Below are 23766 nucleotides of genomic sequence, written 5' to 3'. Positions count from 1 at the left end.
GAAACACTGTGATGTCGACATCCAAGTTGCCCCTGACTCTTCGTCTGCTTGCCTACCATCTGAGTGCGTTGCTGGCCTTGCAGCCCGCGCACCCCGCTTTTGCCGAGGGGATCGCGGTGGCGACGGGCAGCACTACGCTCAATCAGGCGGGCAATGGTGTACCGGTTGTCGACATCGCGACGCCCAACGGGGCCGGGGTATCACACAACCTCTACCAGGATTTCAATGTGGCGCAGCCTGGCGTCATCCTCAACAACGCCACCGGCCAGCTGACCCAGACCCAGCTCGGCGGGCTTATCCAGAACAACCCTCATCTGACCGGTGCACCGGCCAACGTCATCATCAACGAAGTGGTCGGTACCAGCCCTTCCCAGTTGCAAGGCTATCTGGAAGTGGCAGGTCAGCAGGCTGGAGTAGTGGTGGCCAACCCCAATGGCCTGACCTGCGATGGTTGCGGCTTTATCAATACCCCCAATGTCACGTTGTCCACCGGCAAGCCTGTGCTGGATGCCCATGGCCAGTTGCAGATGCTGGATGTGAAACAAGGGGCGTTGACGGTGGGGGGCAAGGGGCTGGATGGCAGCCGTCAGGCTTCGGTCGACCTGATTGCCCGAGCGGTGCAGCTCAACGGCGCCTTGCATGGCAAGGAAGTCAACGTGATCGCCGGGGCGAACAAGGTCAACCGGCAGACGGGGGAGATCCATGCTCAGCAGGGTGACGGGGCTGTGCCGGAAGTGGCCATCGACACGGCAGCCATGGGGGGTATGTATGCCGGCAAGATCCGGCTGGTGTCGACCGAGCAAGGGGTGGGAGTCAATCTGGCCAATGCGGTGGCAACGCAGGGGGATTTGACCCTGGATGCCAACGGCAAGATCAGGCTGCGTGACAGCAGCGCCGCTGGCAACCTGCAAGTCAGCAGCCGGGGTGACTTGGCTGCCACGGGTGCCATCCACAGCGGTGGCACAGCGCATCTGGAGGCCGGCGGTGAGTTGACGGCGCAAGATGCCGATATCGCGGCAAAAGGCGATGCCACGTTGAGGGCGCATACGCAGCAATTGCAGCGGACCAAGGTCAGCAGCGGTGGCAAGTTGGCGCTGCAAGCGAGCGATGCCGTGGTGATCCGAGAGGGGGCGTTGCAGGGGGAGACTATCCATGCCACTGCTCGCCAGCTGGACACCCTGGCGGCGCTGACGGCAAAGGACGTGACACTGGAGGCCGAGCAGTTGCGCCAGGCGGGCAATATTCAGGGGACCTCGGTGCGATTGGCGGGTGGCACGCTGCACCATGATGGCTCGACCCAGGCGGCGCAGAGCCTGACCATCGATGCGAAGACGCTGGATAATCAGGGGACGTTGAAGAGCGGGCAGGCAATGACCGTTGCGCTGGGCGAGCGAGGCTATAACAACGGTGAGCTGAGTGCGGGCGACAACCTGGCGATACGAGCTGGTACACGCTGGGAGCAGGGAGAGCAGGGCAAGAGCAACGCAGGTCAGCGCCTGCAGCTGCAGGCGCAACAGGTGAGTCTGGCGGGTGACGTTGGTGCCCCGACGCTAGATATCAACGGCAATGAGCTGACCGTGGCGGGCAAGGTGAAGGGCAACGCGGTGCAGTTGCAGGCGGGTGTGCTAACCAACCGGGGCGAGGTGCAGGCAGGGCAAACCCTGAACTGGCAAGGCCGCCAACTGACCAACAGCGGTACCCTGCAGGGGGACAAACAGCTGGTGCTCAAGGGCGATGCCTTGCTGAACCAGGGCACCCTGGCGGGAGGCGACGGCCTGACGTTGCAGGCGGACACGCTCAACAACGAGGGGCGCATCGCCAGTCAGGTCGCGACGCTGGCTGGGCGCCAGCTACGTAGCAGCGGCACGCTACTTGGAGTCTCCCGGCTGACCCTCAAAGGGGATGAGCTGACCCTGACAGGGCAGCAACTGACTGACGGTGAATTGGAACTGGGTAGCCGGTTGCTGCAGTTGAGTGGCCAGAGTCTGGTCGGCGGCCAGGCCAGGGTAACGGCTGAGACAGGCAACTTCGATGGTGTGCTGAAGGCCCAGTCGCTGGTGCTGGCGGTCAAGGAGGCCACGAGCGAGGGCCAGCTGCACAGTCGGGAAGGCATTGCGTGGGAAGGGCAACGCCTTGTGACGGGGAATGCGAGTGAGCTGCTGGCGAATCAGGGTGTGAGCTTGAGCGGCGACCAGCTGGTGCTGGGCGGCACGGTTGGTGCGGGCCAGGAGATGACCATCAAGGGCAAGCAGGTCACGCAACGTGGCCAGCTTGCCAGTGGCCAGATGATGACGGTCGATGCAGATGAGCTGGCGTTGGTCGGACAGGTGCAAGGGCGCGCAATTACCCTGACCAGTGAGCGTGCGACCCAGCAGGGGCGCATCTTGGCCACCGATACGCTGAACTGGCATAGCAAGCAGCTGGATGGCAATGGTTGGCTGCAGGCCGGCCAGGCCATGAATTTGAGCGGGGAGCAGCTGACTCACCAGGGTACGGCAGTGACGGCCGGTAAACTGGCGCTCACGTTTGCAGAACTGAGCAGCACAGGAGGCCTGTTTGCCAATGAGATGGCCGTAACGGGGTCCCGCCTCCTGTTGAAAGGAGCGCTGGAAAGCAAGTCATCCGCTCAGATAAAGGCCGACGAGTTGCAACTGGGGGGCGAACTGCGCACCGGTACTGATCTGGCACTGGGGGCGACCTTGTTGGCGCTGTCAGGCACTCAGCATATTGGCGGTAACCTGCAACTGCAGGCTGACCAGGCCGATGTGAGTGGTGAGCTGGAGGTTGGCAAGCAGCTCAAGCTGGATGCCAAGACGCTTGCCAGCAGTGGCAAGCTGCTGGCAAGCCAGGCTGATATTGCGGCGGTGAACTGGCAACAGCGTGGGGAGTTGACCACTGACGATGCGCTGGTCTGGCGTGGCGACAAATTGGCTCAAGAGGCCGACGGCCTACTGCAAGCGGGTGGCGCGCTGAGCCTGAGCGGTGATGACATCACCCTGGCCGGGGATGTAGCCGCCAAGGGCGATGTGGCGGTGGCGGCAAACTCGTACCAGCAAGAGGGGACCATGAATGCGGCCCAGGCGCTGCGTATCGATGCGACCAAGCTACAACTGGATGGCACTACTCAGGCGAAGACGGTGCAGTTGCATAGCCAGGTGGGCACAAGCCGTGGTCAGCATCTGATAGGCCAGCAACTCAGCTGGCAGAGCGACACCCTGACCAACCAGGGATGGCTGCAGGCTGGCGACAGTCTCACACTGACAGGCCGTGCACTCGAGAACGAGGGCACGGCGATTGCCGGTGGCGACCACCAACTCAACGCCACGGAGCGACTCGCCAACCGGGGCAATCTGGCAGGCAATACGCTTTCCCTGACAACCAAGGGGCTGCAAAACAGCGGGCTGTTGCAGGGCAAACAAGGTATTACCCTCCAGGCGGAAGAGGCCACTTTGGCCGGGCGCTTGGTCAGTCAGGGGGCGGTCCAGCTGGGGGCAAAACTGCTGGCGCTGGGTGGCGATGCAAACATCGGTGGTGCCCTCACCCTGCAGGGGGATACGCAGCAGCTGGCTGGCGTCTGGCGGGTCGGCGGGTTGCTGAAAAGCACCGGTAACCAGCTGATGGTAAACGGCGACTGGCAGGCGGGCCAGTGGCAATTGCAGGCTGATGCACTTACCAACAAGGGACGTATTGCCAGCGAACAGGCCGCCAATCTTCAGGTGAAAGAGTGGCATAACGAACAGGGCGCGACCCTGGTCGCCGCTGGGCCGTTGAACCTGACCGGCCAGCGCTTGCTGCAACAAGGGAGCTGGCTGGGTAATGGCAGCCAAACCCTGACGGTTGACGAGATAACCCAGCAAGGTCAGTGGCTGGGTGACGGCGCCTTGCAGGTGGAAGGACGCAAGCTGGTCAACAGCGGCACTTTGCGGGCCGCCAGCCTTGGCCTGAAGTTGGACGAGGTTGAAAACCGTGGCCGTATGGAAAGTGGCGGCGAGCTGAACTGGCAGGGGACGCAGTGGCGCAACTTGGGCGCGCTGTTGGCAGGGCGTGCCACGCTGACGGGCGATACCTTGCTCAACAGCGGTGAAGTGGGTACCCGCCAACTGACCATGACGGCGATCACCCATTTGGACAACCGCGGCGTGCTGGTTGGTAAAGAGGGAATGAGCCTGACGGCGGCGACCCTCGACTCGCAGGGTGACATGCTGAGCAATGGCCACATGCGGCTGGGTGCCTCGCTACTGAATTTGAATGGTCTGACCCAGGCAGACGGTGAGCTGGTTGTGACGGCGGACCAGGCAACGCTGGCCGGCAACTTGGTGGCCGACCAGCTGCAGTGGCGCGGCAAGACGCTGGTGATGTCGGGCACGGCGGCAGCACGAGATACCACCTTGAGTGGTGAACAAGTGACGCTGGATGGGATCCTCAAGGGGGACCATCAACAGGTGACGGCGACTACCCTGACTACCGGTCAGCAGAGTCAATTGTTGGCCAAAGCGGGGCAACAATTGACGGCTGGCCAGATGACGCTGCAGGGCAGTGCGGTAGCTGGAGAGGACCAACGCATTGAAGCCACCCAGCTGTCACAACAGGGGGTATTGGCCAGCGGTGGCTCACTGTCACTGCAGGTTGCCGATACCCTGCGCAATGATGGCAAGGTGTCGGCGCAAGCGATAACGCTGACGGCGGCACACATCGACAACGGTGGTGCGCTGGTCAGCAAGGACGCACTGAACCTGAAGACTGGCACCCTGACTAACCGGGGCCACTGGCAATCGGACCAGGGCATCACCTTGACGGCCAACCGGCTGCTCAACAGCGGCCAGTGGGTCAGCGGCTTGGGTCAGACATTGACACTGGATGCACTGGATAACAGCGGAACGTTGCTTGCCGGTGCGGGCCTTACCATCAACGCGCCCCAGCTGAGCAGCAGCGGCAAGCTGCTGGCCAATAAAGACCTTGTTCTGAACACCAACGAAGCCACGCTGGGCAGTGGTAGCACCACGGCCAGCAATGGCCAGTTGCAACTCCATGCGGGCACATTGACCAGCCAAGGGACGCTGTCATCGGCGGGTGATCTGAGCTGGCAAGGCGCGAATTTAGCGCACAGCGGCAGTGCCGTGACCAATGGTGCGCTGACGCTGCAGGGTGAGTCCGTCACCCTGGACGGTGACCTGCAAGGGGAGCGGGTGTTGCTGGACACCGGCACACTGACCAGTCGCGGCAAGCTGACCAGCCGTGGCGACCTAGCGGTCAATGCCCGTGGTGCGGTGCAGCACCATGGCCAACTGCAAGGCAATCAGGTTGTGCTGCGCAGTGCCAGCTGGCAGGGAAGCGGTGGCGTCGGCAGTGGCGGCGCGCTTGAGCTGCGTACCGGCCAGCTGCAACTGGCTGGCCCGTGGCGTATTCGTGGCGAGGCAGACATTCAGGCCGATACCATGACGCTGGGGGGCTCGCTGGTGATTGGCGGCAACCTGACGCTTACCAGTCGGGGGGCATTGACCAGTCAGGCTGGCAGCCAACTGGTGTCGGGAGGAGCACTGTCGCTTGATGGCGGTACCCTGACGCAACAAGGGCTGTGGCAGTCGGCGCGTGGCATGAGCCTCAAGGGCTCGCGGTTCGAGCAGCAGGGTGACTTGCTGGCTGGCGGTGACCTGCTCTTGCGCAGCGGTTATTGGCAACAAGGTGGCAAGACCCGGGCAAACGGGAGACTGCACGCCGAGCTGACCGAGGGGGCGACCCTTGCAGGCACTGTGCAGGTCGATGGCAATGCAACCCTCTCGGCGCCCGCGCTCACCCTCAAGGGGACCCTGGCCGCCAAAGGCAATGTTGCTCTCAATGCCAATACTCTGATCAGTCAGCTCGGCAATCTGCTGAGCGGCGGCGAACTGGCCATGAATGCCGCTCGCATCGAGCAGCAGGGCCGCGTTGAAACGACGCGCCTGCAAAGCGGCGGTGAGCTGCAAAATGATGGGGTGATGTTGGTGGCCGGCCAGGGCAGCATCAGCGGTGCGCGGCTGGATAACCGGGGCACCTTGCAGGGGGATGGCCTCACCATCAGCAGTCGCCAGCTCGACAACCGTGGTGCCTTGCTAGGCAATACCCTGACACTGACCCATGACACCCTGGTCAACCGGGGGCGGGTACAGGGCGGTACGCTGAACCTGACGACCGAGCAACTGGATAACAGCCAGGGGGCCGTTCTGCGCGGCCAGCATGTGGGGGACATCACTGCCACAACGCTGACCAATGCCGGCGAGCTCTCCTCGGCCGGTCAACTTTTACTCAAGGGCAACCAGCTCGACAACAGTGGTCTCATCAGTGCCAATTTACTGGAGGCCTCGCCACTGGCACGGCTGGCCAACAGCGGCACCCTGTTTGGGCAACAGCTGACCCTGCACAGCAGCGAGCTGTATGCACCGGGCAAGATACTGGCGGGGCAGAAGGCGACGCTGGATGCTGGCCGGGTGACGGGCATAGGTGAATGGCTCTCTGGCGGAGACCTGGCACTCAAGGTGGGTTCCTCACTAAGCAGTCAGGGCACGCTCAGCGCTAAGGGTACGTTGGACCTGCAGGTGCAGGGGGACTGGCAACATCAGGGACAGTGGGGCGCAGGACAGCGTTTCAATGCGGGCGTCACCGGCCAGCTAATCAATAGCGGGGCTCTGGTGAGCAATGGTGTCATGCAGTTGGGTGCCCAACGGCTGGAGAACAGCGGCAGCGTGCAAAGTGGGCAAGGGCTGACGCTCAATACGCAGGGTGAGCTGCGCAATACCGGTATGCTGGCCAGCCAGGGTGATTTGGGGTGGCTAGGTGAGTCGCTGTTTAATGGCGGGACCGTATATAGCGGTGGTAGTCAGAGCCTGACTGCCAATAGTAATTTAACCAATGAATATGGCACTCTGCTGGCGGAGCGGGGCGCGACTATCAAGGTGAATAATGGTCAGCTGGTGAATGCATCTGGGACGATTGATGCTGGAAGTGGCGACTTGTGGTTAGGAGCTAGCACGATCGTTAATAAAAAGGCTGTATTCGAATATCAACCAGGTAATAAAGAAAAAATACCAATGCCAGTTGATCAACAGACAGCTGATGGTCTCCCAGGAGTCCTAGTGCCTGTATATGAAAACCCTTCTGATGAGTATTTTGAGAAAACTATTAAAGAAAGTCGAGCGTATTATGAACTTCTCAGGTCGAAGCTAAAAGATGGGGAGAGTATCGCGTATGGTTGGCCAGGGTTGTATGTAGTGCGCCAAGGTCCTCTTCAAGATAAGATGAGACTTTACATTACAAAAAGTGAGTCTATTGTCACTAAAGATAGCCAAAGGTCATTGATTGCTACGTCTGGCAGTATAAAATTAACAGGTGCCGATATTAACAACTCTAACAGTTATATAGCTGCCGGAGGAAATATATCAATACAAGCATCTCATCTCACTAATAATGGTTTTTATTCTGGTGGAAACTATGAATATGCAGAATATGATAAAGATAAAAGCCCAAACGGGATTCTTGGGGATATTGAGCTACAAATATTCATTCGTTACAATAATGTTGTAAAATCAGATACCCTTGTGGGGACGAGTAGTAACGCTATTATATCTGCCGGCGGTAACTTAATCGGCACCGTTGCCGGTATGATCGATAATATTACGATCAAAGCCAACGCTGGCCCAGTCAGCAGTATCACCCAACGTCCCGGAATGTCATTACTTCAAGCCCTGGGGACCGGTGCCGCCCCCGGTTTACAGGGGGATGCCCAATACCTGGCCCAGCAGCTAAAACCGGTCGGCCCGGACAACGGCGTGCCGTTGCCTGACTTCCAGTTGCCCAGCGGCGACAAGGGGCTCTTTACCGTCAACGGCAAGAGCGACAGCCCCTACCTGATAGAGGTCAACCCGCTATTGGCCAATCTGGGTCAGGCCGGCAACGGCATGCTGGACCGTATCGATGCTGCGCTCCAGCAGCAGTTGCAGGGCGCGGGACAACTCTCTTTCGATGCGGTCTCGGGCAATGGAGGCATTGCCCAAGTGGTTGGTCAAAATGCTGACTGGGCGCTGCCGGGCCGTGCAAGCGGCGGGGTCAACTCCCCTGATCTGCAATCCGTAAATGGCATTACACAGCCAAACAGTGGCCATGTCGCCACATCAGGTCAGTGGCAACAGCATCTGCAGCCGGGTTGGCAAGCCCCCGTGGTCACGGCTGTGGCGGTAACGGAGCCGGGCTCGGTGCAGACCGGCTTGCAAGCCGTGCCGGCGCTGGCGACCCAGCCGCAGCTTGAAACCAGCCCGACCCTGACCCAGGTCAACCAGTTCCTCGGCTCCAGCTACTTTTTCTCGCAGATGAACTATGCGCCGGAGAAAGACATCAAGCTGCTGGGGGATGTCGCCTTCGATACTCGGGTCATCCGGGATGCGGTGCTGGCTCAGACCGGCCGCCGCTTTATCAATAACGAGATGGGCTCGGATCTGGCGCAGATGCGCATGCTCATCGACAGCGCGGTGCAAAACCAGCGCGAGTTGGGGCTGACGGCCGGGGTGGCCCTGAGCGCCGATCAGGTGGCGCAGCTGGGCCGCAGCATGGTGTGGTGGGAGCCGGTCTGGTATCAGGGCAAGATCGTGCTGGCGCCCAAGCTCTACCTGACCGAGGCCGACAAACGCCACCTCGCCGGCAGCGTCATCACCGCCACCAACATCGATCTCACTGCCGGAGGCATCAATAACAGCGGCACCTTGCTGGCCGATGGCACTCTGTCGCTCAAGAGCGGCAGTACCCTGGTCAACCAGGGGCAGATCCAGGCGGGCGGGCGGCTTGAGCTGCTCGCCAAGGGGGATATCCTCAACCAGAACCTCATCAAAGGGGGCGACGTTGTCATTGCCTCGCTGGATGGCTCGGTGCGCAATGAAACCCAGACGGCGCAACGCCATGTGGATGTCAACGGTGTGCTGTCGAGTGAGCTGACCGAGCAAACCCGTTTCAGCCGTACCGACGTGGGTGAGATTGCCCGCATCGAGTCGGCGGGCAACCTGCTGTTGCAGGCAGGGCAGGATATCTCCCTGTCGGCCGGCAACCTGCTGGCGGGGCTCGACATGTCGTTGTCGGCGGGGCGGGACATCAGCATCGGCAGTGTGGAAGATCGCCGTAAATGGGAGGAGGGCAACAGCCGCTTCGCCCGGGTTGAGCAGCTGATGAGTGGTCTTGAGGCGGGTCACTCCCTGAGTCTGTCAGCCGAGCGGGATATCGCCATCTCGGCTTCTTCCCTGACTGCAAAAGGGGATGCTTCCTTGACTGCCGGCAATGAGCTCATGCTCAAGACCGCCACTAATGATGCCAACCAATACACCACTCGTCGCAATGGGTACGACATCGTTCAGCAGCGTGAAGAGGTGGGAGCCAATCTGAGCGCAGATAACATTGCATTGCGCGCTGGCAGTGATCTGGCGATGCGTGCAGCCCATGTGCAGGCAGAAGGTGAGCTCGCCGTCACGGCAGGCCGAGACCTGTTGCTGGAAGCGGGTGATGCAATGGACTATCGCGAATCCTACACCAAGGAGAGCAAGAAGAAGGCCTTCAGCAAGAAGACCACCACAAGCCACGATATCAGCGAACAGCACATGGCACAGGCCACCGAGCTGGGCGGCCAGTATGTATTGCTCAAGGCTCAGCAGGATATGGCGGTCAAAGGCAGCAATGTGGTAGGGGATCTTGGCGCAACCCTGCTGGCTGGGCGCGACCTGAACATTGATACCGTCGATCTGCTCAATCGTGAGCTCCATTTCCGTGAGACCAAGCGTTCCGGCCTGATGGGGAGCGGTGGGATCGGCTTTACCATCGGCAAGCAGCAACAAAGCAGCGACATGGCGGGCACTACGCAGATCAGAGAAGGATCCAGTGTCGGCAGTGTTCAGGGGGATGTCACGCTGCAAGCCGGCAACCGCTTGCAGATAAGCGCCAGCGATGTCATTGCAGGTAAGGACCTGCTGCTGGTAGGCAAAGATGTCGCCATCACCTCGGCTGAGCAGCAAGTCACCCAAAAGGAGGAGTTCAAGAGCAAGAGTGCCGGGCTTACGGTGGCCTTGACCGGTGGCGCCGTCACTGCGTTGCAGAGCGCCTATGACACCGTCAAGACCAGCAAGGAGAGCAGTAACGATCGTCTGGTGGCGCTGCAGGGGGCAAAGGCGGCCATGAACGGTTATCAGGCCTGGCAGGGAATGCAGGCGATGGCGAATGCCGGTGGGGTGCCTGATCCCTCCTTTGTCGGGATCTCCATCTCAGTGGGCAACCAGCGCAGTCAATCCAACAGCCAGAGCCGCGAAACCAATGCACTGACCTCGGAGCTCAATGCCGGTGGCGATATCACTGTGCTGGCCAAGGGGGATGAGGCCAATGGAAGCGGCGATCTGATCGTGAGTGGCAGCAGCATCAAGGGGCAGAATGTGACGCTGGGCGCTGCACGTGACCTTGTACTGCAATCGGCCGTCAACAGCAGTGACAGCAGCGGCAGCAATCACAGCAGTGGCTGGAATGCTGGCGTGAGCTTTGGGGTTAGTCAGGGGAGTGCGGGGATCAGCATCTTCGCCAACATGAACGCCGCCAAAGGCAAGGAGAACGGGGATTCGGATCGCTATACCGAAACCAATATCACGGCCGGTGATATCCTGACCCTCAAGTCGGGACGGGATGCGACCTTGCTTGGTGCACAGGTGAGTGGAGACAAGGTAACGGCCGATATCGGCCGCAACCTGACCCTGACCAGCCAACAGGATAACGATCACTACCAGAGCCAGCAGAGCAGCATCTCGGCTGGCGGCAGCTTTACCTTTGGCAGCATGACCGCCTCTGGTTACGTCAATGCCAGCCGTCAGAAGATCAACAGTGACTTTGAGAGCGTGGTAGAGCAGACCGGCGTCTTTGCCGGCCAACAGGGTTTTGAGATCCGGGTGGGCGAGCATACTCAACTCAATGGTGCTGTACTGGCGGGTAGTGAGGATGCTGGCAAGAATCATCTGTCCACAGGTACGCTGGGGTGGAGCGACCTGGTCAACCGTGCCGAGTACAAGGTTGAAAGCCAGAGCATTGGCATCAGTGGTAGTGGTGGCTCCAAGCAGGGCTTCTCAGGCAAGGGTGAGCCGACTGCCGCAACTGTACTGGGCGGCAGCAACAGCAGCGGCAGCGCTAGTTCGACCACCTTCGCTTCAATCGGGGTAGGTGATATAGAGATCCGCAATACAACTGGCCAGCAACAGGATCTGGTGAGTTTGCATCGTGATCCCACCCAGGCGGTCAATGGTCTCTCTCCCATCTTTGACAAGCAAAAAGAGCTGGCAAGGATGCAGGAGGCCCAGCTTATCGGTGAGGTCGGGCAGCAGGCGACCCAGATGGTGGTCAGCCACCATCTGGCTGAAGCCAACGAGCGGGCCAAGGATGATCCCGAGTACGCCAACAGCAAAGAGTACAAGGCGCTGCAGGAAAAATGGGGTGTGGGCAGCGACTTCCAGCGCGGTATGCAGGCAGCGACGGCGGCACTGCAAGGCTTGGCTGGGGGCGACCTGACTCAGGCAGCAGCAGGGGCTGCGGCCCCCTACCTGGCCCAGATGGTCAAGCAACAAACAGATGATGGTATTTCCAGGGTCATGGCCCATGCGCTGGTGCAAGGGGCGCTGGCCGCCGCCCAGAACAAGAATGCCATGGTCAGTGCCACCGGCGCCGCGACTGGTGAGTTGGCCGGTATGATGGCGACCGAGCTTTACCACAAAGACGCCAGCCAGCTGACAGAGGGGGAAAAGGAGACCGTCTCCACCTTGGCGACTCTGGCAGCCGGATTAGCGGGTGGTTTGACAGGCGATAGCACCGCCAGTGCCTTGGCCAGTGCCCAGACCGGTAAGACGGTGGTGGAGAACAATGCGTTATCAGATTGGGGGAGTTTGATTCCTCCACAAACCCAGCAAGATGCTTATTTAGCATTTCAACTGCTATCTCAAGGAAAATCACAAGATGAAATTGCTCAAGCGCTGGTTTTATCTCATCAAAACCCCACATTGGGTGATGAATATAAAGTAAAGCCTACGGCAAAAGTAGAGGGTGCGGCGGGAATTGCAATAGGAATGTTTGCTGAAGGGGCTGCGAATGAAGATTCTTTTTCCATTAATGGAGGTTTCACTCCGACCTTTGGACTACGGGGAAGTGCCACTATAGGGTTGGATTTTGGGCCTTATCTACCAGGATTTATACCAACAAATAATGATTCATCTTTTGATATGGGCTTGGGATGGGTATCTTTAGGGATTGCCTCAGGAAAAGATGGAGTAGGTTTTTCCGTTGGAGTTGGGCCATCTATTGGTTGGGGGGGCGTATCGAAAGAAATCAAGAGTGTCGATGTGGAAGGTAATGGAAAAATTGGTAAAGAAATATACAAGTACGACTTTTAACAGGAGGCGGGAATGAAGATATTTTTTGCATCAGGTATGATACTTTTTCTTGTGTTACTTATTTTTTGCCAAATATATTTTTATGTTAAAAACAAAATAAAATTCAATGACTCAAGAGGAGTGTTATTATTTATTGACAGGATTATGTTTCAGTCTTGTTGGCTAACCAATCTATCGTCTATGTTCTTTTTTATATCATCTACTATGGGGCTGGCTTTATCATGGGTAAATGGAGAGCCTCATGAACGAGTTATTTCTTACTGCATTGGTTTTCTTGGCGTTATTTCATTGTTTTTGCATTGCAGACTGTTTTATATGAAAAATAATGATGCCGGTGAGCTTTCCTTTTTAAAGGAATTGCTTTTAAAGTATGATTTATCTAGATTTTCTATTTTCATTTGGGTTTCTAGACTATGTTATTTAATGTCATTCTTTATGCTCTTTCATTATGGTTTTTAACTCGTAATTTAATTATTAAAATGGAAGGTGACAGAAGTCTTAGGTTTTTATTTAGACGGCTATAACGACTTCAATCTATGTTTTTAACAGGATGGTCATCCCTGCACCCCATGCTTATGTAATACAACATTGATATTATTTTATAGTAAAGGGATGCGCGGTAACAGCCGACAGAATAAATTTTTAAGTTTACTTGGATAAAATATTAACGGTAGAGAATTGTTTCTCGGTAGCTAAATAAACGAGGCTAATAAACTTCCGGAGATATCAAAATGATAACTTAAAGTTTTGCTTTGGTTAACAAGTTATTTGCAATTGTTGATGAGGGTATTGTTGATGGATATGATTTTTCTCTTATAAAGTTGATATTGGTGATGGATATATAGATGCTGTTTTAGCTGTGGAGAGTGAAGGGGTGGCAACTACTGATGCAAGGATGGGTATTAATAATGCCGAAGTGTTTGGGATAATAATGAAAATTAAAGATGTCGCTATTTCTAGAAGAGGAGGGCTGGAGATCGCTAATTATATTTTATAGGTATAGTGAACAGGTAAAATTAAATTTCATTCAATAACGAATGTATTGTGAATACTGGGGTATAGGCTCGACTAGCAAAGCGTAATCGGGCGTTCGCAAAGAGGGCGTAGGATGCTACGTTATTGTTGGGCGATCAGGTCAGTGGTAACAAGGTTAATACCGATATCGACCGCAGCCTGCCCCTGACCAGCCAACAGGATAACGATCACTACCAGAGCCAGCAGAGTAGCATCTCGGCTGGCGGCAGCTTTACTTTTGGCAGCATGACCGCCTCTGGTTAGATCAATGCTAGCTGTCAGAAGATCAACGGTGACTTTGAGAACGTGGTAGAGCAGACCGGCGTCTTTGCCGGCCAACAGGGTTTTGAGATCCGGGTGGGTGAGCATACCCAGTTCAATGGTGCCGTACTGGCGGGTAGTGAGGATGCTGGCAAGAATCATCTGTCCACCGGTACGCTGGGGTGGAGCGACCTTGTTAATCGTGCCGAGTACAAGGTTGAAAGCACGAGTAAAAATCTGGAAAATCTGGGACACCCACCTTTTGGAGCAAGCCAAAAAGGTGGGTGTCGTCCCTTGAGGCCAGGTGATAGCCAATCCCTTACTTGGTCCTGGTGATGGAAATCAGTATTTTATAAAGGATTTTGGCAATCAATTGAAATTAATAGATGCAATAAATTTGGATAAATAAATGACAAAGTCACCTTACATAAATCATGCTATTAATCTGTCCCTTTTAGAAGGGAACTCGGTGCAGGAAGTATATGATGGTTGTTCTACTTTAGAACAAGTGGTTTTTTTTCAAAAAAAATGTCACCTGAATTGCGTATTGAAATTAGACTTGAATTACCCTCATTAAGGTATTTCTCAACAGATATAACACCTCACAACAAGGCGGATGAAGGATTTATTTGCGACGAATGTAAGGTTGCAGTTTCATATCCTAAATAAATTATGGGAGAGTGGCCGTTCTAATTAACCGATCCTAATAGTGCTACATCTTGCTAACACTGGGATACCCACCTTTTTGTAGTTAGTTGTTCTTTCACAATTTGGGGGGCCAAAGCCTATAGGGGTAGCTTGTTGGCTCAAGAAAACGCTGGGGCAGCAACCTGCTGGCAGACCTGTCGTTGGTGGCCGTAAACACATCATCGATCGCACCACTACCCAGCTGGGCGTCGAACTCAGTGGCAACAATCTGATGCTTGAGGCGGGCAACAACCTGTTAGCTCAGGCCAGCACACTGGATGCCAAAGGGAATGCTGCGTTGCAGGCCGGTGGTGAACTGCAGTTACTGACGGCAGACAACGAGGTCTATCACTTCGAGCAGAGCAAGAGCAAAGGCTTCCTGAAGTCGAAATCTACCGAAATAGAGCAGAAGGATGTGATGGCGCAGGGGACGACCATCACTGCCGGTGGCAACGTGAGCCTAGTTAGCCAGGGGGACATGACCCTCAAAGGCAGTGACATCCAGGCTGGCGAAACCCTGAGTCTGGATACGGACGGCATGCTCAAGCTGTTGACCGCCACCGATGAGCATTTCTACCGCAAAGATGAGAAGAAGAGCGGTGTCATGGTGAAGATGTCCGGCAATGGCGCCAACAGTACCGCCGAGCGTCAGAACCAGCTGGACGGTGCGGATATCAATATCAGTGCGGGTCAGGGTGTGTTGTTGCAAGTGGGGCAGAAGGAGGGAGAAAGCCTGCAGGCACGGCTGGATACATTGGCGACGCAACCCGGTATGGCCTGGGTTGAGCAGGTTCGCAGTATGCCAGGTGTGAAGATGGAAGTTGTGCAAGAGGCTTATGAGCAGTGGAACTACAGCCAGCAGAGCTTGAGCCCTGTAGCGTCTTCCATTATTGCCATTGCCTTGGCGGTCGCCACCATGGGAGGGGGGGTGGCCGCGTTGGCTGCAGTACAAGGGGTCAGCGTGAGTGCCGTCGGTGCAACGTCAGCGGCCATGGCCAACGCTGCTTTTAGTACTTTGGTGAGTCAGGCAACTATCTCTACCATCAACAATGGCGGCAATTTGGGGGCGGTACTCAAAGAACTGGGCAGCAGTGCCAGCATCAAGCAATTGGCGACCTCGGTGGCAACGGCTGGGGCACTGCAGGGGTTGGACAAGGCGATGGGAGTGGCGAGTGCTGCACCAGCAGCGAGCAATGCAGCCAGCCAGCCTGCGGCCTCCAATCTGTTCTCCTGGGACACCTTCAACCGGGTGACCAGTCACTCGGTCGTGACCGCAGGGATTAACACCACCATCAATGGCTCCCACTTTGCGGATGCCTTTAAAGCCAGCCTGTTATCCAATATTCAGGGGGAAGTGGGTAAAGCCACGGCCAACTGGATAGGGGATCAAGGCATTAAATTTGATGCTGCCAACAGCCCGTTGGCAGAGGCAGGGAAAATCGCTGCCCATGGGGTGACCAGCGGTGCCATTGCAGAGATAACTGGCGGCAAGTTTGCGGCGGGGGCGGCCGGTGGTGCCATGTCGGAACTCGCCAGCAACTGGAGCCTGGGCGCCTTTGGCGGCAACGAGGAGTATCAGGTTGCCTTTAACAAGGTATTGGGTGGACTTGCGGCAGTGGCCGTCACCGGGGATGAAAACGACTTCTATACTGGTGCAGACCGGGCTGAGACGGTGCATCGGTACAATGCGATGGCACATACGTTAGCCGCGCTGAAAGCGCGCGATCCTGAACAATTTGCCAAGTTGATGGAGGCTAAAAGAAATCAATACAAGACTTGTGGTGAATCGGCAGAATGTAAAAAAATGATGATTGCTGGTTTGGGATTAGTGGGCTTGCCCCTGCTTCCATCAGAGTTGCTAGCTGCGGGGGGAATCGGGGGAGGGGCCAAATTTGGGTTTGAGCTGTGGGATAATAAAGGTGACTTAAGTAAAGTTGATATGGGCGAGGTTGTATTTTCTACTTACTTAAGTGCAGGTACAGCAGGTTGGAGCTTCTGGCCAACTGTAGCTGTCAATGCTGCAGGTGGAGCTTATACGAGCCATTTGAAAGGAGAAGATCCACTTGTCGGTGGTTTCGCGAGTTCTTTGGGAGCTGGTACTGGATATTGGGCCGGTAAATTCGTTGAGCCATTGGCAAAAAATTTATTTAACGTGAACCAAAATGGTATAAAATATGAGTTCATTGACATAGGTTTGACTATACAAAAGAACAAACCGGAAAGTATTATTCCGAGTTCTTTTGGAAATGCAGGTGGTTCCATTTCATCGGAACTATCAACCAAGTTTTTTGAAAGTGAATTAAAAGAGGCTGACTGGTGAGGTATTTTTCTGGAGTGTTTTTTTTCTATGTCCGCCAATTATATTTTCCATTATTGGCGGTGTTATTTATATTTCTGTAAATTTCTTTACATTCATCGTCTATGGACGTAAATTGAATCTGTCATGGTCGTTGTTAATTTCATTTGCAGAGAAAGGTGCAATGTATGGAGTATCGCTTAGTGGTGTCTTTCTTCTGCTTTTAATATGTTCGATAGTTAGGTCGAAATTTTTATCATGGCGGCGTTAGAGCTCTCTTTTTCAAGTCGTTGGTGATGAGTTGAGAGGAATAAATAGTAGCTATTAGTAGTGGATATTTATTGGAGAAGATTGTTGTATATACATCTATCAGTGTCGTGACCCTTTATCTGGCTCAGTTGGTGCCCATCCTGGGTGATGGCCCATACCTAGAATAAGAACGCCATGGTCAGTGGCACCGGTGGCAAGTTTGCTGCGGGGGCAGTCAGGTTTTCTCTGATACCGAGCATCAGGTTGCTTTGAACAAAGTATTGGGTGGGTTGGCGGCCGTGGCCGTCACCGGGGATGAAAACGACTTTGATACTGGTGCTGACCGGGCGGAGACGGTGCACCGATACAACGCTTTGGAACACATGTATCTGCCAAGTGGACTGATTGATGCTGGGATGGCGGCAGAATCATTAGGAAAATTCATGGCTGATAATGGAGCTACACCGAGTGAAATTTCTCAAGCACAAAATGACCTCACAAGAGGAGTTGGGACTGGAGCACAACAGCCTGCAACTGAATTTTTGAAGCAATGGGTATTGTTTATGAGCAACAGCGCTGCGATGCGGGTTGGTAGAGCAACTGGTATGAGCTCAGTGGTTACAGGAGGTGTAATTGGTGGCGCTGCAAATGGTAGCGCCCAAATTATAACTAATGATAATAAGCCGTTTAACTACGTTGATGCTTTGATTGCGGTTGGTTCAGGGAGCTTAACACAAGGAAAAGGTATCATTGGTACGGAAGTTATTAGTGTCAGCGGGGCTTATATTGGAAGTAAGATCAAAGACGAAGAACCAGAGAGTGCAATGGTTGGTGCTGCAATAGGTTCTGCATCTGGTAAAGTAGTTTCTGACAAGCTAAAACCAATTGTAAAAGAAAATGCGGCTGAGATCTTGGGCAACATTACCGGCTCAGCTGGTTCTGAGGCGGCAGGAAGAGCTATTGAAGATATTTCCAGCAAGGAAAGGATGAATAAGTGAAGGTGTATTTAAAAGGGGTGTTGCTTTTATTAAAAATGACGGGGTACTCTGCTTTTATAGTAACAGGGGCTATCCTTTTTATTCGGCTTGCAGTCTCTGCCTTTCATTTCATGCAGTTTGGTGTTTTTTATTTTTATTGGAATGATGACATTGTTTATTCGTTTAAGGTGGGTGTAGCATCAGGGGTTCCAGCAGGCATCGGTATTTGTATAATTTCTTGGATTAATAAAAGAGAGTGATAATCCCCCCCAGTAGGTAGATAATATGGGTAGTAGGAATCTGGGACACCCACCGTTTTGGGGCTGCTAATGCTGGAGCGCAAATATATTACGGTGAACCGTTTAGTTGGGTTACCTTTGGTGCTTCAATGGTAACCGGTGGTGCTACTGTAAATATGGGGTATTGGGGGGCGACAACAGTAAATACTGCAGGAAGTGGTATTACTAGTCTTATTGAGCAGAAAAGTCCATGGGTTCCAATGATGGCAAGTGTTGCAGGCTCTAGTTCAGGGTATTTGATTGGAAAGGGCGAAGCTCCTTTAAATAAATGGATAAACCCAGAGAAGAATAATATGAAATGGCGATATTCCCCTAATACACCGATAGTGTATCCATATCCTAAAAACAATTTCCCATCTGTCGCTGTTGGTTCTTTAAGTGCTGCTGCATCAGAAGTGGCCAGTAAAAACACAGAGTACCTTATAAAGTCAATAAAGGAAGTGAAATGAAAAAAGTAATTTTTTACATGGCTTATTTTTTTATGGCATGGAGCATCTCTATGCTGCTTTTTTCATTTTTAACAGTAATTATTAAGGTGGTTGTTAGCCTTGTTTATCTTCAAGGGGTAATAAAGGTTGGTTATTCCTTTGATGAGTTTTATTTAAACGTAAAAATAAGTGCTTTTTGTGGTGTCATGTCGGTAATTGCATCATTTTTATATAAGCAATATGGCGGTCGTCGATGATTTTAAAAAATCTGAAACGACACAGAAATCTGGGACACCCACATTTTTGTAGTTAGTTGTTCTTTCACAATTTGGGGAGCCAAAGCCTATAGGGGCAGCTTGTTGGCTCAAGAAAACGCTGGGGCTGCAACCTGCTGGCAGACCTGTCGTTGGTGGCTGTAAACACTCCATCGATCGCACCACTACCCAGCAGGGCGTCGAACTCAGTGGCAACAATCTGATGCTCGAGGCCGGCAACAACCTGTTAGCTCAGGCCAGTATACTGGATGCGAAAGGGAATGCTGCGTTGCAGGCCGGTGGTGAACTGCAGTTACTCACGGCAGACAACGAGGTCTATCACTTCGAGCAAAGCAAGAGCAAAGGCTTCCTGAAGTCGAAATCTACCGAAATAGAGCAGAAGGATGTGATGGCGCAGGGGACAACCATCACTGCCGGTGGCAACGTGAGCCTGGCCAGTCAGGGGGACATGACCCTCAAAGGCAGTGACATCCAGGCTGGCGAAACCCTGAGTCTGGATACGGACGGCATGCTCAAGCTGTTGACCGCCACCGATGAGCATTTCTACCGCAAGGGGCACCTATTATTCAACGTGCTAATGAAGAAGCCGCTAAAGAGACAATAAAAAATGGTGCGCTGATTGTTGGGATTGCATATCTAGGTCCTGTAGCCTCAGTAGGAAGTGTAGCTACTGGCTCAACTATATCTGTGTTGGCGAATGGTACATATAAATGGTTTGATATGAGTCAGCCTTGGAGTGAAAATAAATTTTGGGATTACTGGGCAAGTACTAGCGCTGCTCTTACAGGTGCACTATCACTTGGTAGAGGGATATGGGAGGATACAAGTATAGCGATTGGAGCTACTTTAATAACAGATGGTATTGATGTTGAAACATTAGGTGGAACTATTATCGGCTCTTTGGCGGGTGGTTTTGTTGAGAGATATATTCCTGTAAGGATGGATAAAATACCAGTTGACATTAAAGATCCAGGTGTTATGTATGACTATTTTGGTGGAGTTACTTCGGTGTTTCAGCTGGACACGTAAAATCCTTTTCGCATGGGTTAGATGAGAAAGAGAAAAAGGCGAATCAATGACCATAGGTAGGTTTTTTTTAATTTATATATATTTGTGCTCTTGCGCTGTTTTATTGTTGTTTCTTGTTGGTGGAAGCATATCGCTATTTTTTTATGTGAGAGTTGGGGTGCTCACCTTTCCATTAGATCAAATTGGTAGGGCTGTTTTTTTTGGGGTTGTAGCAGGAACAGCAATAAGTTTATATATGTTGATAATTACTTTTTTAGAGAAGTTTAGAAATAAATCATCAGTGAACAGGAAGGAGGGTGAGTAGAGGAAGGCGCATTGAACTGTGCTAGAAAAAAGAACATTTTTAGTAGTCCTAATGCCGAAAGACAGGGGAACTTGAAATTAAAGAATGGCGGAGATTACTAAAATTAAAAGAGATTTAATTTTTGACAGTATCAAAGAGATTTTTTTATATATGTTGGGAGGAAAGTCCCCTGTTCCAGTAGATGAAAATGATCTATTCATCGATTATGGAACTGAGCTGGATGATAGATTTGCACAATATCTATACCTGTTGCAGGAACAAGTTAATTCGCTGAGTATGGCCAAAGAAAAAAATGATGAGCATTGCAATGCAGTCTACTTTATTGAGATTAAGAACCAATGTGATGAGCCTGTCTAGTTTTTTTGATGCTATTGTAGAAGATTCTGAAATTATTCTTCGACTAGAGACTTGGCCAGAAATTCCAAAAGGATATAAATCTCCTGAAAATTACAATACTCCAAACTCCAAAACATAAGGTTCTGTGCATTTCGCAGTTGAGATTGATTGGTTGTACAGGTTTGGTTATCACCTGATACTAGCCTTGAACCGGTGTTTTGTATTGTCAGCTAGCCATAGTGGCAATTGGGTTGTTCAATTAGGCAGTGCTATAGACTTGACTAGCAAAGCGTAATCGGGCGTTCGCACAGAGGGCGTGGGATGCCACGTTATTGTTGGGTGCTCAGGCCAGTGGTAACAAGGGTAACGCCGACATCGGCCACAAGCTGAGCCTGACCAGCCCGCAGGATAACGATACCAGCGCCAGCAGAGCTGTATCTCGGCTGGCGGCAGCTTTACCTTTGACATCATGAGCGCCTCTGGCTACGTCAATACCTGCCGTCAGAAGAGCAACTGTGACTTTGAGTGTGTAGTTGAACAGACCGGCGTCTTTGCCAGCAAGCAGGGTTTTGATATCCGGGTGAGCGCGCCCAACTGGCCGGTAGCGCGGGGATGAGGAAGAACAGCCTCTCCACCGGTACCTTAGGCTGGAGCGCCCCGATTCCTTTGACTTTTTGTAGCGTTTTATTACAAAAATTTCTCTTCAGTAGCATAAAGTGTGGGGCAGTTCTGATTTTCCGATGTGCCGGGGTGTGTCATCTATTGACGCTTGTTAACATTCAGCATGTTTCCATGTTTGGTTAGCCTACCTTGTGCACAATACCCATACCCTAGAGATGAATACCCTACATGCGCTGGATCTCATCGCCCAGTTTGAGACGGCCGCTGATGAGCGCACCATAGTGACCCTGTTGCGTGAACTGACCGCGCACATGGGATTCGATTTTTTCAGACTCGGTCTGATCTTCCCCAGCACCATTCAACGCCCCGACGTCATCATCTTCAACGGTTGCCCGCAAGCCTGGGTGGATACCTACACGGCCAGCGGTTTCTTTGCCATCGATCCCATCGTCAAACGCGGCATGACCCAGAGCACCCCCATTCTGTGGGCCGATGTGGTACGCGATGAAGAGGGTGGTGATGAGCAGGGCCGGGAGGTGATGCAACTGGCCAGCGAGTTTGGCATTCGCGATGGCGTGACGTTTCCCTGGCACGGAGCCAACGGCCATGTGGGCCTGCTCTCCTTCATCACCAGCGAATCTCGCACCAGGGCGCAGTGGCTTTCTGCGGTGCCCTTTCTCAGCTGGCTCTCCATGCACATTTTCGAGGCGGTGGCCCGGGTCTGTCTGGCCGGTCTGTCACCCCACGATGCGCTGAGTCTGCGGGAGCTGGAGGTGTGCCGCTGGGCGGCGGAGGGCAAGCAGGTGAGCGATATTGCCCAGATATTGGGGATCACCCCTCGTACCGTGACATTTCACCTGAACAATGTGGTCAGCAAGCTGGGGGCCAGCAGCAAGAGCCAGGCCATCTCATGGGCTCTGAAGCAGGGGATGGTCAGGTTGAACGTGGAGATGGCGCTGGTTGCCAATGTGGATGAGAAACAGTGATTTCATTGGTATTGAGCAAGTAGTTGCGCGATCTGCAAAATATTCAACTGAGTGGGCAACTATTTATGGTGTAAAGGCCGGTAACGCACAACTTATTGCGCTGCATGAGTGAGGTTTGCTTGGGTGTTTTACTTAAGATGCTGAAAAGTAAGGGCTAAAAAGAGTGGCATGGTCGCTGCTAATGGTTTGGTCGAGTGCTATCTCATTTAACCAACCCATCAGGAGCATACACATGCCAACTCCATGTTATATCAGCATCGAAGGTAAAACCCAGGGCAATATCACTGCCGGTGCCTTCACCTCCGATTCCGTCGGCAACATCTTCGTGCAGGGCCATGAAGACGAGATGCTGGTACAAGAGTTCCAACATGTTGTTACCGTGCCGACCGATCCGCAATCCGGTCAGCCTGCCGGCCAGCGCGTCCACAAGCCGTTCAAGTTCACCGTCGCTCTGAACAAGGCCGTGCCGTTGATGTACAACTCCCTGGCTTCCGGCGAGATGCTGCCGAAAGTGACCCTGAAATGGTACCGCACCTCGGTCGAAGGCAAGCAGGAGCACTTCTTTTCCACAGTGCTGACTGACTCCACCATAGTCGACATCGACTGCCAGATGCCCCACTGCCAGGATCCGGCGAAGTCTGACTTCACCCAGCTGATTCAGGTCTCTCTGGCCTATCGCAAGATTGACTGGGAGCACACAGTGGCTGGCACCTCCGGCTCTGACGACTGGCGTGCACCTATCGAGGCCTAAGCCCCGAGCCCTTATTGACGTTATTCCTTGTAATGCACCCCAGGGTTCTGGCGTTCACAGTGTCAGTGGTCGCCAGGCCCGTGCAAGCTTTCTCCGGCCTGTTCATCTGGACGTGGTCGGAGCTTTTGTGTTTTGCCATATGGCTGAAGGCATCGACCTTATTGCAAAGCACAACAGAGGTCAGTCGTGATGTGTCCCACTATTGCATTGCTCGGTGACATTGGCACCGATCACGATGGGTTTCACCCATCCCCCGTGATTGCCGCGAGCCCCGATGTGTTCCTCGATGGCAAGCCGGTGGCCCGGCAGGGCGATCCGCTGGCCCCTCACGTCAAACCCAACAATCCTCCCCATCCGCGCAGCATCTCGGGGGGCGTCGGCTCCGTGCTGGTCAACGGCAAGCCCATCGCCGTGACCGGCACCGCCATAGGTTGCGGTGGCGTTGTGATTGGCTCGGGCAGCGGACAGGCAGGATAAGGAACAGCGTTATGGCAGACAGCACAGGATTACAATTTACCGTCAAGGTGGGGGCACTGCCCGAGAGCACCTTCGTGGTGGCCGAGTTCGCGCTGGAAGAGGCGCTGAACGGGCCTTTCCAGCTGCGCTTGGAATTAGCGAGCCCAGAGCCGGACGTCGACTTCGGTGCCGTGCTGGACCAGCCGTGCGAACTGCTGGTGTGGTACAACGGCGAGCTGCAGCGACGGGTGTGCGGGGTCGTGAGTGATTTTGCGCAAGGGGACAGCGGCTTTCGCCGTACCCGCTATCAGCTCATGGTACAGCCGGCGCTGTGGCGGCTCTCCCTTCGCCAGAATTCGCGTATCTTTCAGG

The 23766-nt window shown here is 53.9% G+C and carries 16 protein-coding genes; all 16 read left to right on the top strand.

Going from position 1 to position 23766, the window contains the following annotated elements; genetic code table 11:
- The first annotated feature begins 11 nt into the window (after positions 1 to 11).
- Positions 12 to 12425 carry a two-partner secretion domain-containing protein gene (locus AACW87_RS14685; protein ID WP_241325343.1) on the top strand — a complete coding sequence of 4138 codons (12414 nt, stop codon included), beginning with the start codon at positions 12 to 14 and terminating at the stop codon, positions 12423 to 12425.
- 12 nt (positions 12426 to 12437) lie between these two features.
- On the top strand, positions 12438 to 12884 hold the full coding sequence (locus AACW87_RS14680; protein ID WP_241325342.1) for a hypothetical protein: 447 nt from the start codon (positions 12438 to 12440) through the stop codon (positions 12882 to 12884).
- A 660-nt stretch (positions 12885 to 13544) separates the two neighbouring features.
- Entirely contained in the window at positions 13545 to 13703 is a 159-nt protein-coding gene (locus tag AACW87_RS22635; RefSeq protein ID WP_445206857.1) for a hemagglutinin repeat-containing protein, read from the top strand.
- Positions 13704 to 14487: 784 nt separating this feature from the next.
- Positions 14488 to 16707, top strand: a complete 2220-nt coding sequence (locus AACW87_RS14670; RefSeq protein WP_339385741.1) for a DUF637 domain-containing protein — start codon at positions 14488 to 14490, stop codon at positions 16705 to 16707.
- Positions 16708 to 17201: 494 nt separating this feature from the next.
- On the top strand, positions 17202 to 17930 hold the full coding sequence (locus AACW87_RS14665; RefSeq protein ID WP_241325338.1) for a hypothetical protein: 729 nt from the start codon (positions 17202 to 17204) through the stop codon (positions 17928 to 17930).
- Positions 17927 to 18169, top strand: coding sequence for a hypothetical protein (locus tag AACW87_RS14660; protein WP_241325336.1), 243 nt, complete (start codon positions 17927 to 17929; stop codon positions 18167 to 18169). The genes AACW87_RS14665 and AACW87_RS14660 overlap by 4 nt, the downstream gene beginning before the upstream one ends.
- Positions 18170 to 18297: 128 nt before the next feature.
- Positions 18298 to 18657, top strand: a complete 360-nt coding sequence (locus tag AACW87_RS14655) for a hypothetical protein (RefSeq protein ID WP_241325334.1) — start codon at positions 18298 to 18300, stop codon at positions 18655 to 18657.
- Positions 18654 to 18893 (top strand): hypothetical protein, encoded by a 240-nt coding sequence (locus tag AACW87_RS14650; protein WP_241325333.1) that lies wholly within the window; start codon positions 18654 to 18656, stop codon positions 18891 to 18893. Before AACW87_RS14655 ends, AACW87_RS14650 begins: the two co-directional genes overlap by 4 nt.
- A gap of 88 nt (positions 18894 to 18981) precedes the next feature.
- On the top strand, positions 18982 to 19515 hold the full coding sequence (locus tag AACW87_RS14645; protein WP_339385740.1) for a hemagglutinin repeat-containing protein: 534 nt from the start codon (positions 18982 to 18984) through the stop codon (positions 19513 to 19515).
- A 116-nt stretch (positions 19516 to 19631) separates the two neighbouring features.
- Positions 19632 to 19940, top strand: a complete 309-nt coding sequence (locus AACW87_RS14640; protein ID WP_241325329.1) for a hypothetical protein — start codon at positions 19632 to 19634, stop codon at positions 19938 to 19940.
- 388 nt (positions 19941 to 20328) lie between these two features.
- Positions 20329 to 20601 carry a hypothetical protein gene (locus AACW87_RS14635; RefSeq protein ID WP_241325328.1) on the top strand — a complete coding sequence of 91 codons (273 nt, stop codon included), beginning with the start codon at positions 20329 to 20331 and terminating at the stop codon, positions 20599 to 20601.
- A 311-nt stretch (positions 20602 to 20912) separates the two neighbouring features.
- Complete coding sequence (locus tag AACW87_RS22630; RefSeq protein WP_429068260.1) at positions 20913 to 21053, top strand: hemagglutinin repeat-containing protein; 141 nt, start codon at positions 20913 to 20915, stop codon at positions 21051 to 21053.
- Between the two features lie 363 nt (positions 21054 to 21416).
- Positions 21417 to 22187 (top strand): LuxR family transcriptional regulator, encoded by a 771-nt coding sequence (locus tag AACW87_RS14630; protein WP_241325326.1) that lies wholly within the window; start codon positions 21417 to 21419, stop codon positions 22185 to 22187.
- A gap of 232 nt (positions 22188 to 22419) precedes the next feature.
- Positions 22420 to 22938, top strand: coding sequence for a type VI secretion system effector Hcp1 (hcp1, locus tag AACW87_RS14625; protein WP_042867131.1), 519 nt, complete (start codon positions 22420 to 22422; stop codon positions 22936 to 22938).
- A 189-nt stretch (positions 22939 to 23127) separates the two neighbouring features.
- Complete coding sequence (locus AACW87_RS14620) at positions 23128 to 23415, top strand: type VI secretion system PAAR protein (protein ID WP_241325324.1); 288 nt, start codon at positions 23128 to 23130, stop codon at positions 23413 to 23415.
- Positions 23416 to 23426: 11 nt separating this feature from the next.
- Positions 23427 to 23766: contractile injection system protein, VgrG/Pvc8 family (locus AACW87_RS14615; RefSeq protein ID WP_277606791.1), on the top strand; the 340-nt coding region annotated here is incomplete at its 3' end.

The organism is Aeromonas sp. MR7, from assembly GCF_963899385.1.
In the GTDB taxonomy this organism is placed as follows: domain Bacteria; phylum Pseudomonadota; class Gammaproteobacteria; order Enterobacterales; family Aeromonadaceae; genus Aeromonas; species Aeromonas bestiarum.
The sequence above is the reverse complement of the archived record's forward strand: the minus strand, read 5'-3'. Positions and strand labels throughout refer to the sequence as shown.

Excerpts from the sequence above, each read along its gene's own strand:
- AACW87_RS14685 (WP_241325343.1), top strand. The coding sequence starts at position 12 with ATGTCGACATCCAAGTTGCCCCTGACTCTTCGTCTGCTTGCCTACCAT.
- AACW87_RS14680 (WP_241325342.1), top strand. The coding sequence starts at position 12,438 with ATGAAGATATTTTTTGCATCAGGTATGATACTTTTTCTTGTGTTACTT.
- AACW87_RS14655 (WP_241325334.1), top strand. The coding sequence starts at position 18,298 with ATGGTAACCGGTGGTGCTACTGTAAATATGGGGTATTGGGGGGCGACA.
- AACW87_RS14650 (WP_241325333.1), top strand. The coding sequence starts at position 18,654 with ATGAAAAAAGTAATTTTTTACATGGCTTATTTTTTTATGGCATGGAGC.
- AACW87_RS14640 (WP_241325329.1), top strand. The coding sequence starts at position 19,632 with ATGAGTCAGCCTTGGAGTGAAAATAAATTTTGGGATTACTGGGCAAGT.
- AACW87_RS14635 (WP_241325328.1), top strand. The coding sequence starts at position 20,329 with ATGGCGGAGATTACTAAAATTAAAAGAGATTTAATTTTTGACAGTATC.
- AACW87_RS14630 (WP_241325326.1), top strand. The coding sequence starts at position 21,417 with ATGAATACCCTACATGCGCTGGATCTCATCGCCCAGTTTGAGACGGCC.
- hcp1 (WP_042867131.1), top strand. The coding sequence starts at position 22,420 with ATGCCAACTCCATGTTATATCAGCATCGAAGGTAAAACCCAGGGCAAT.
- AACW87_RS14620 (WP_241325324.1), top strand. The coding sequence starts at position 23,128 with ATGTGTCCCACTATTGCATTGCTCGGTGACATTGGCACCGATCACGAT.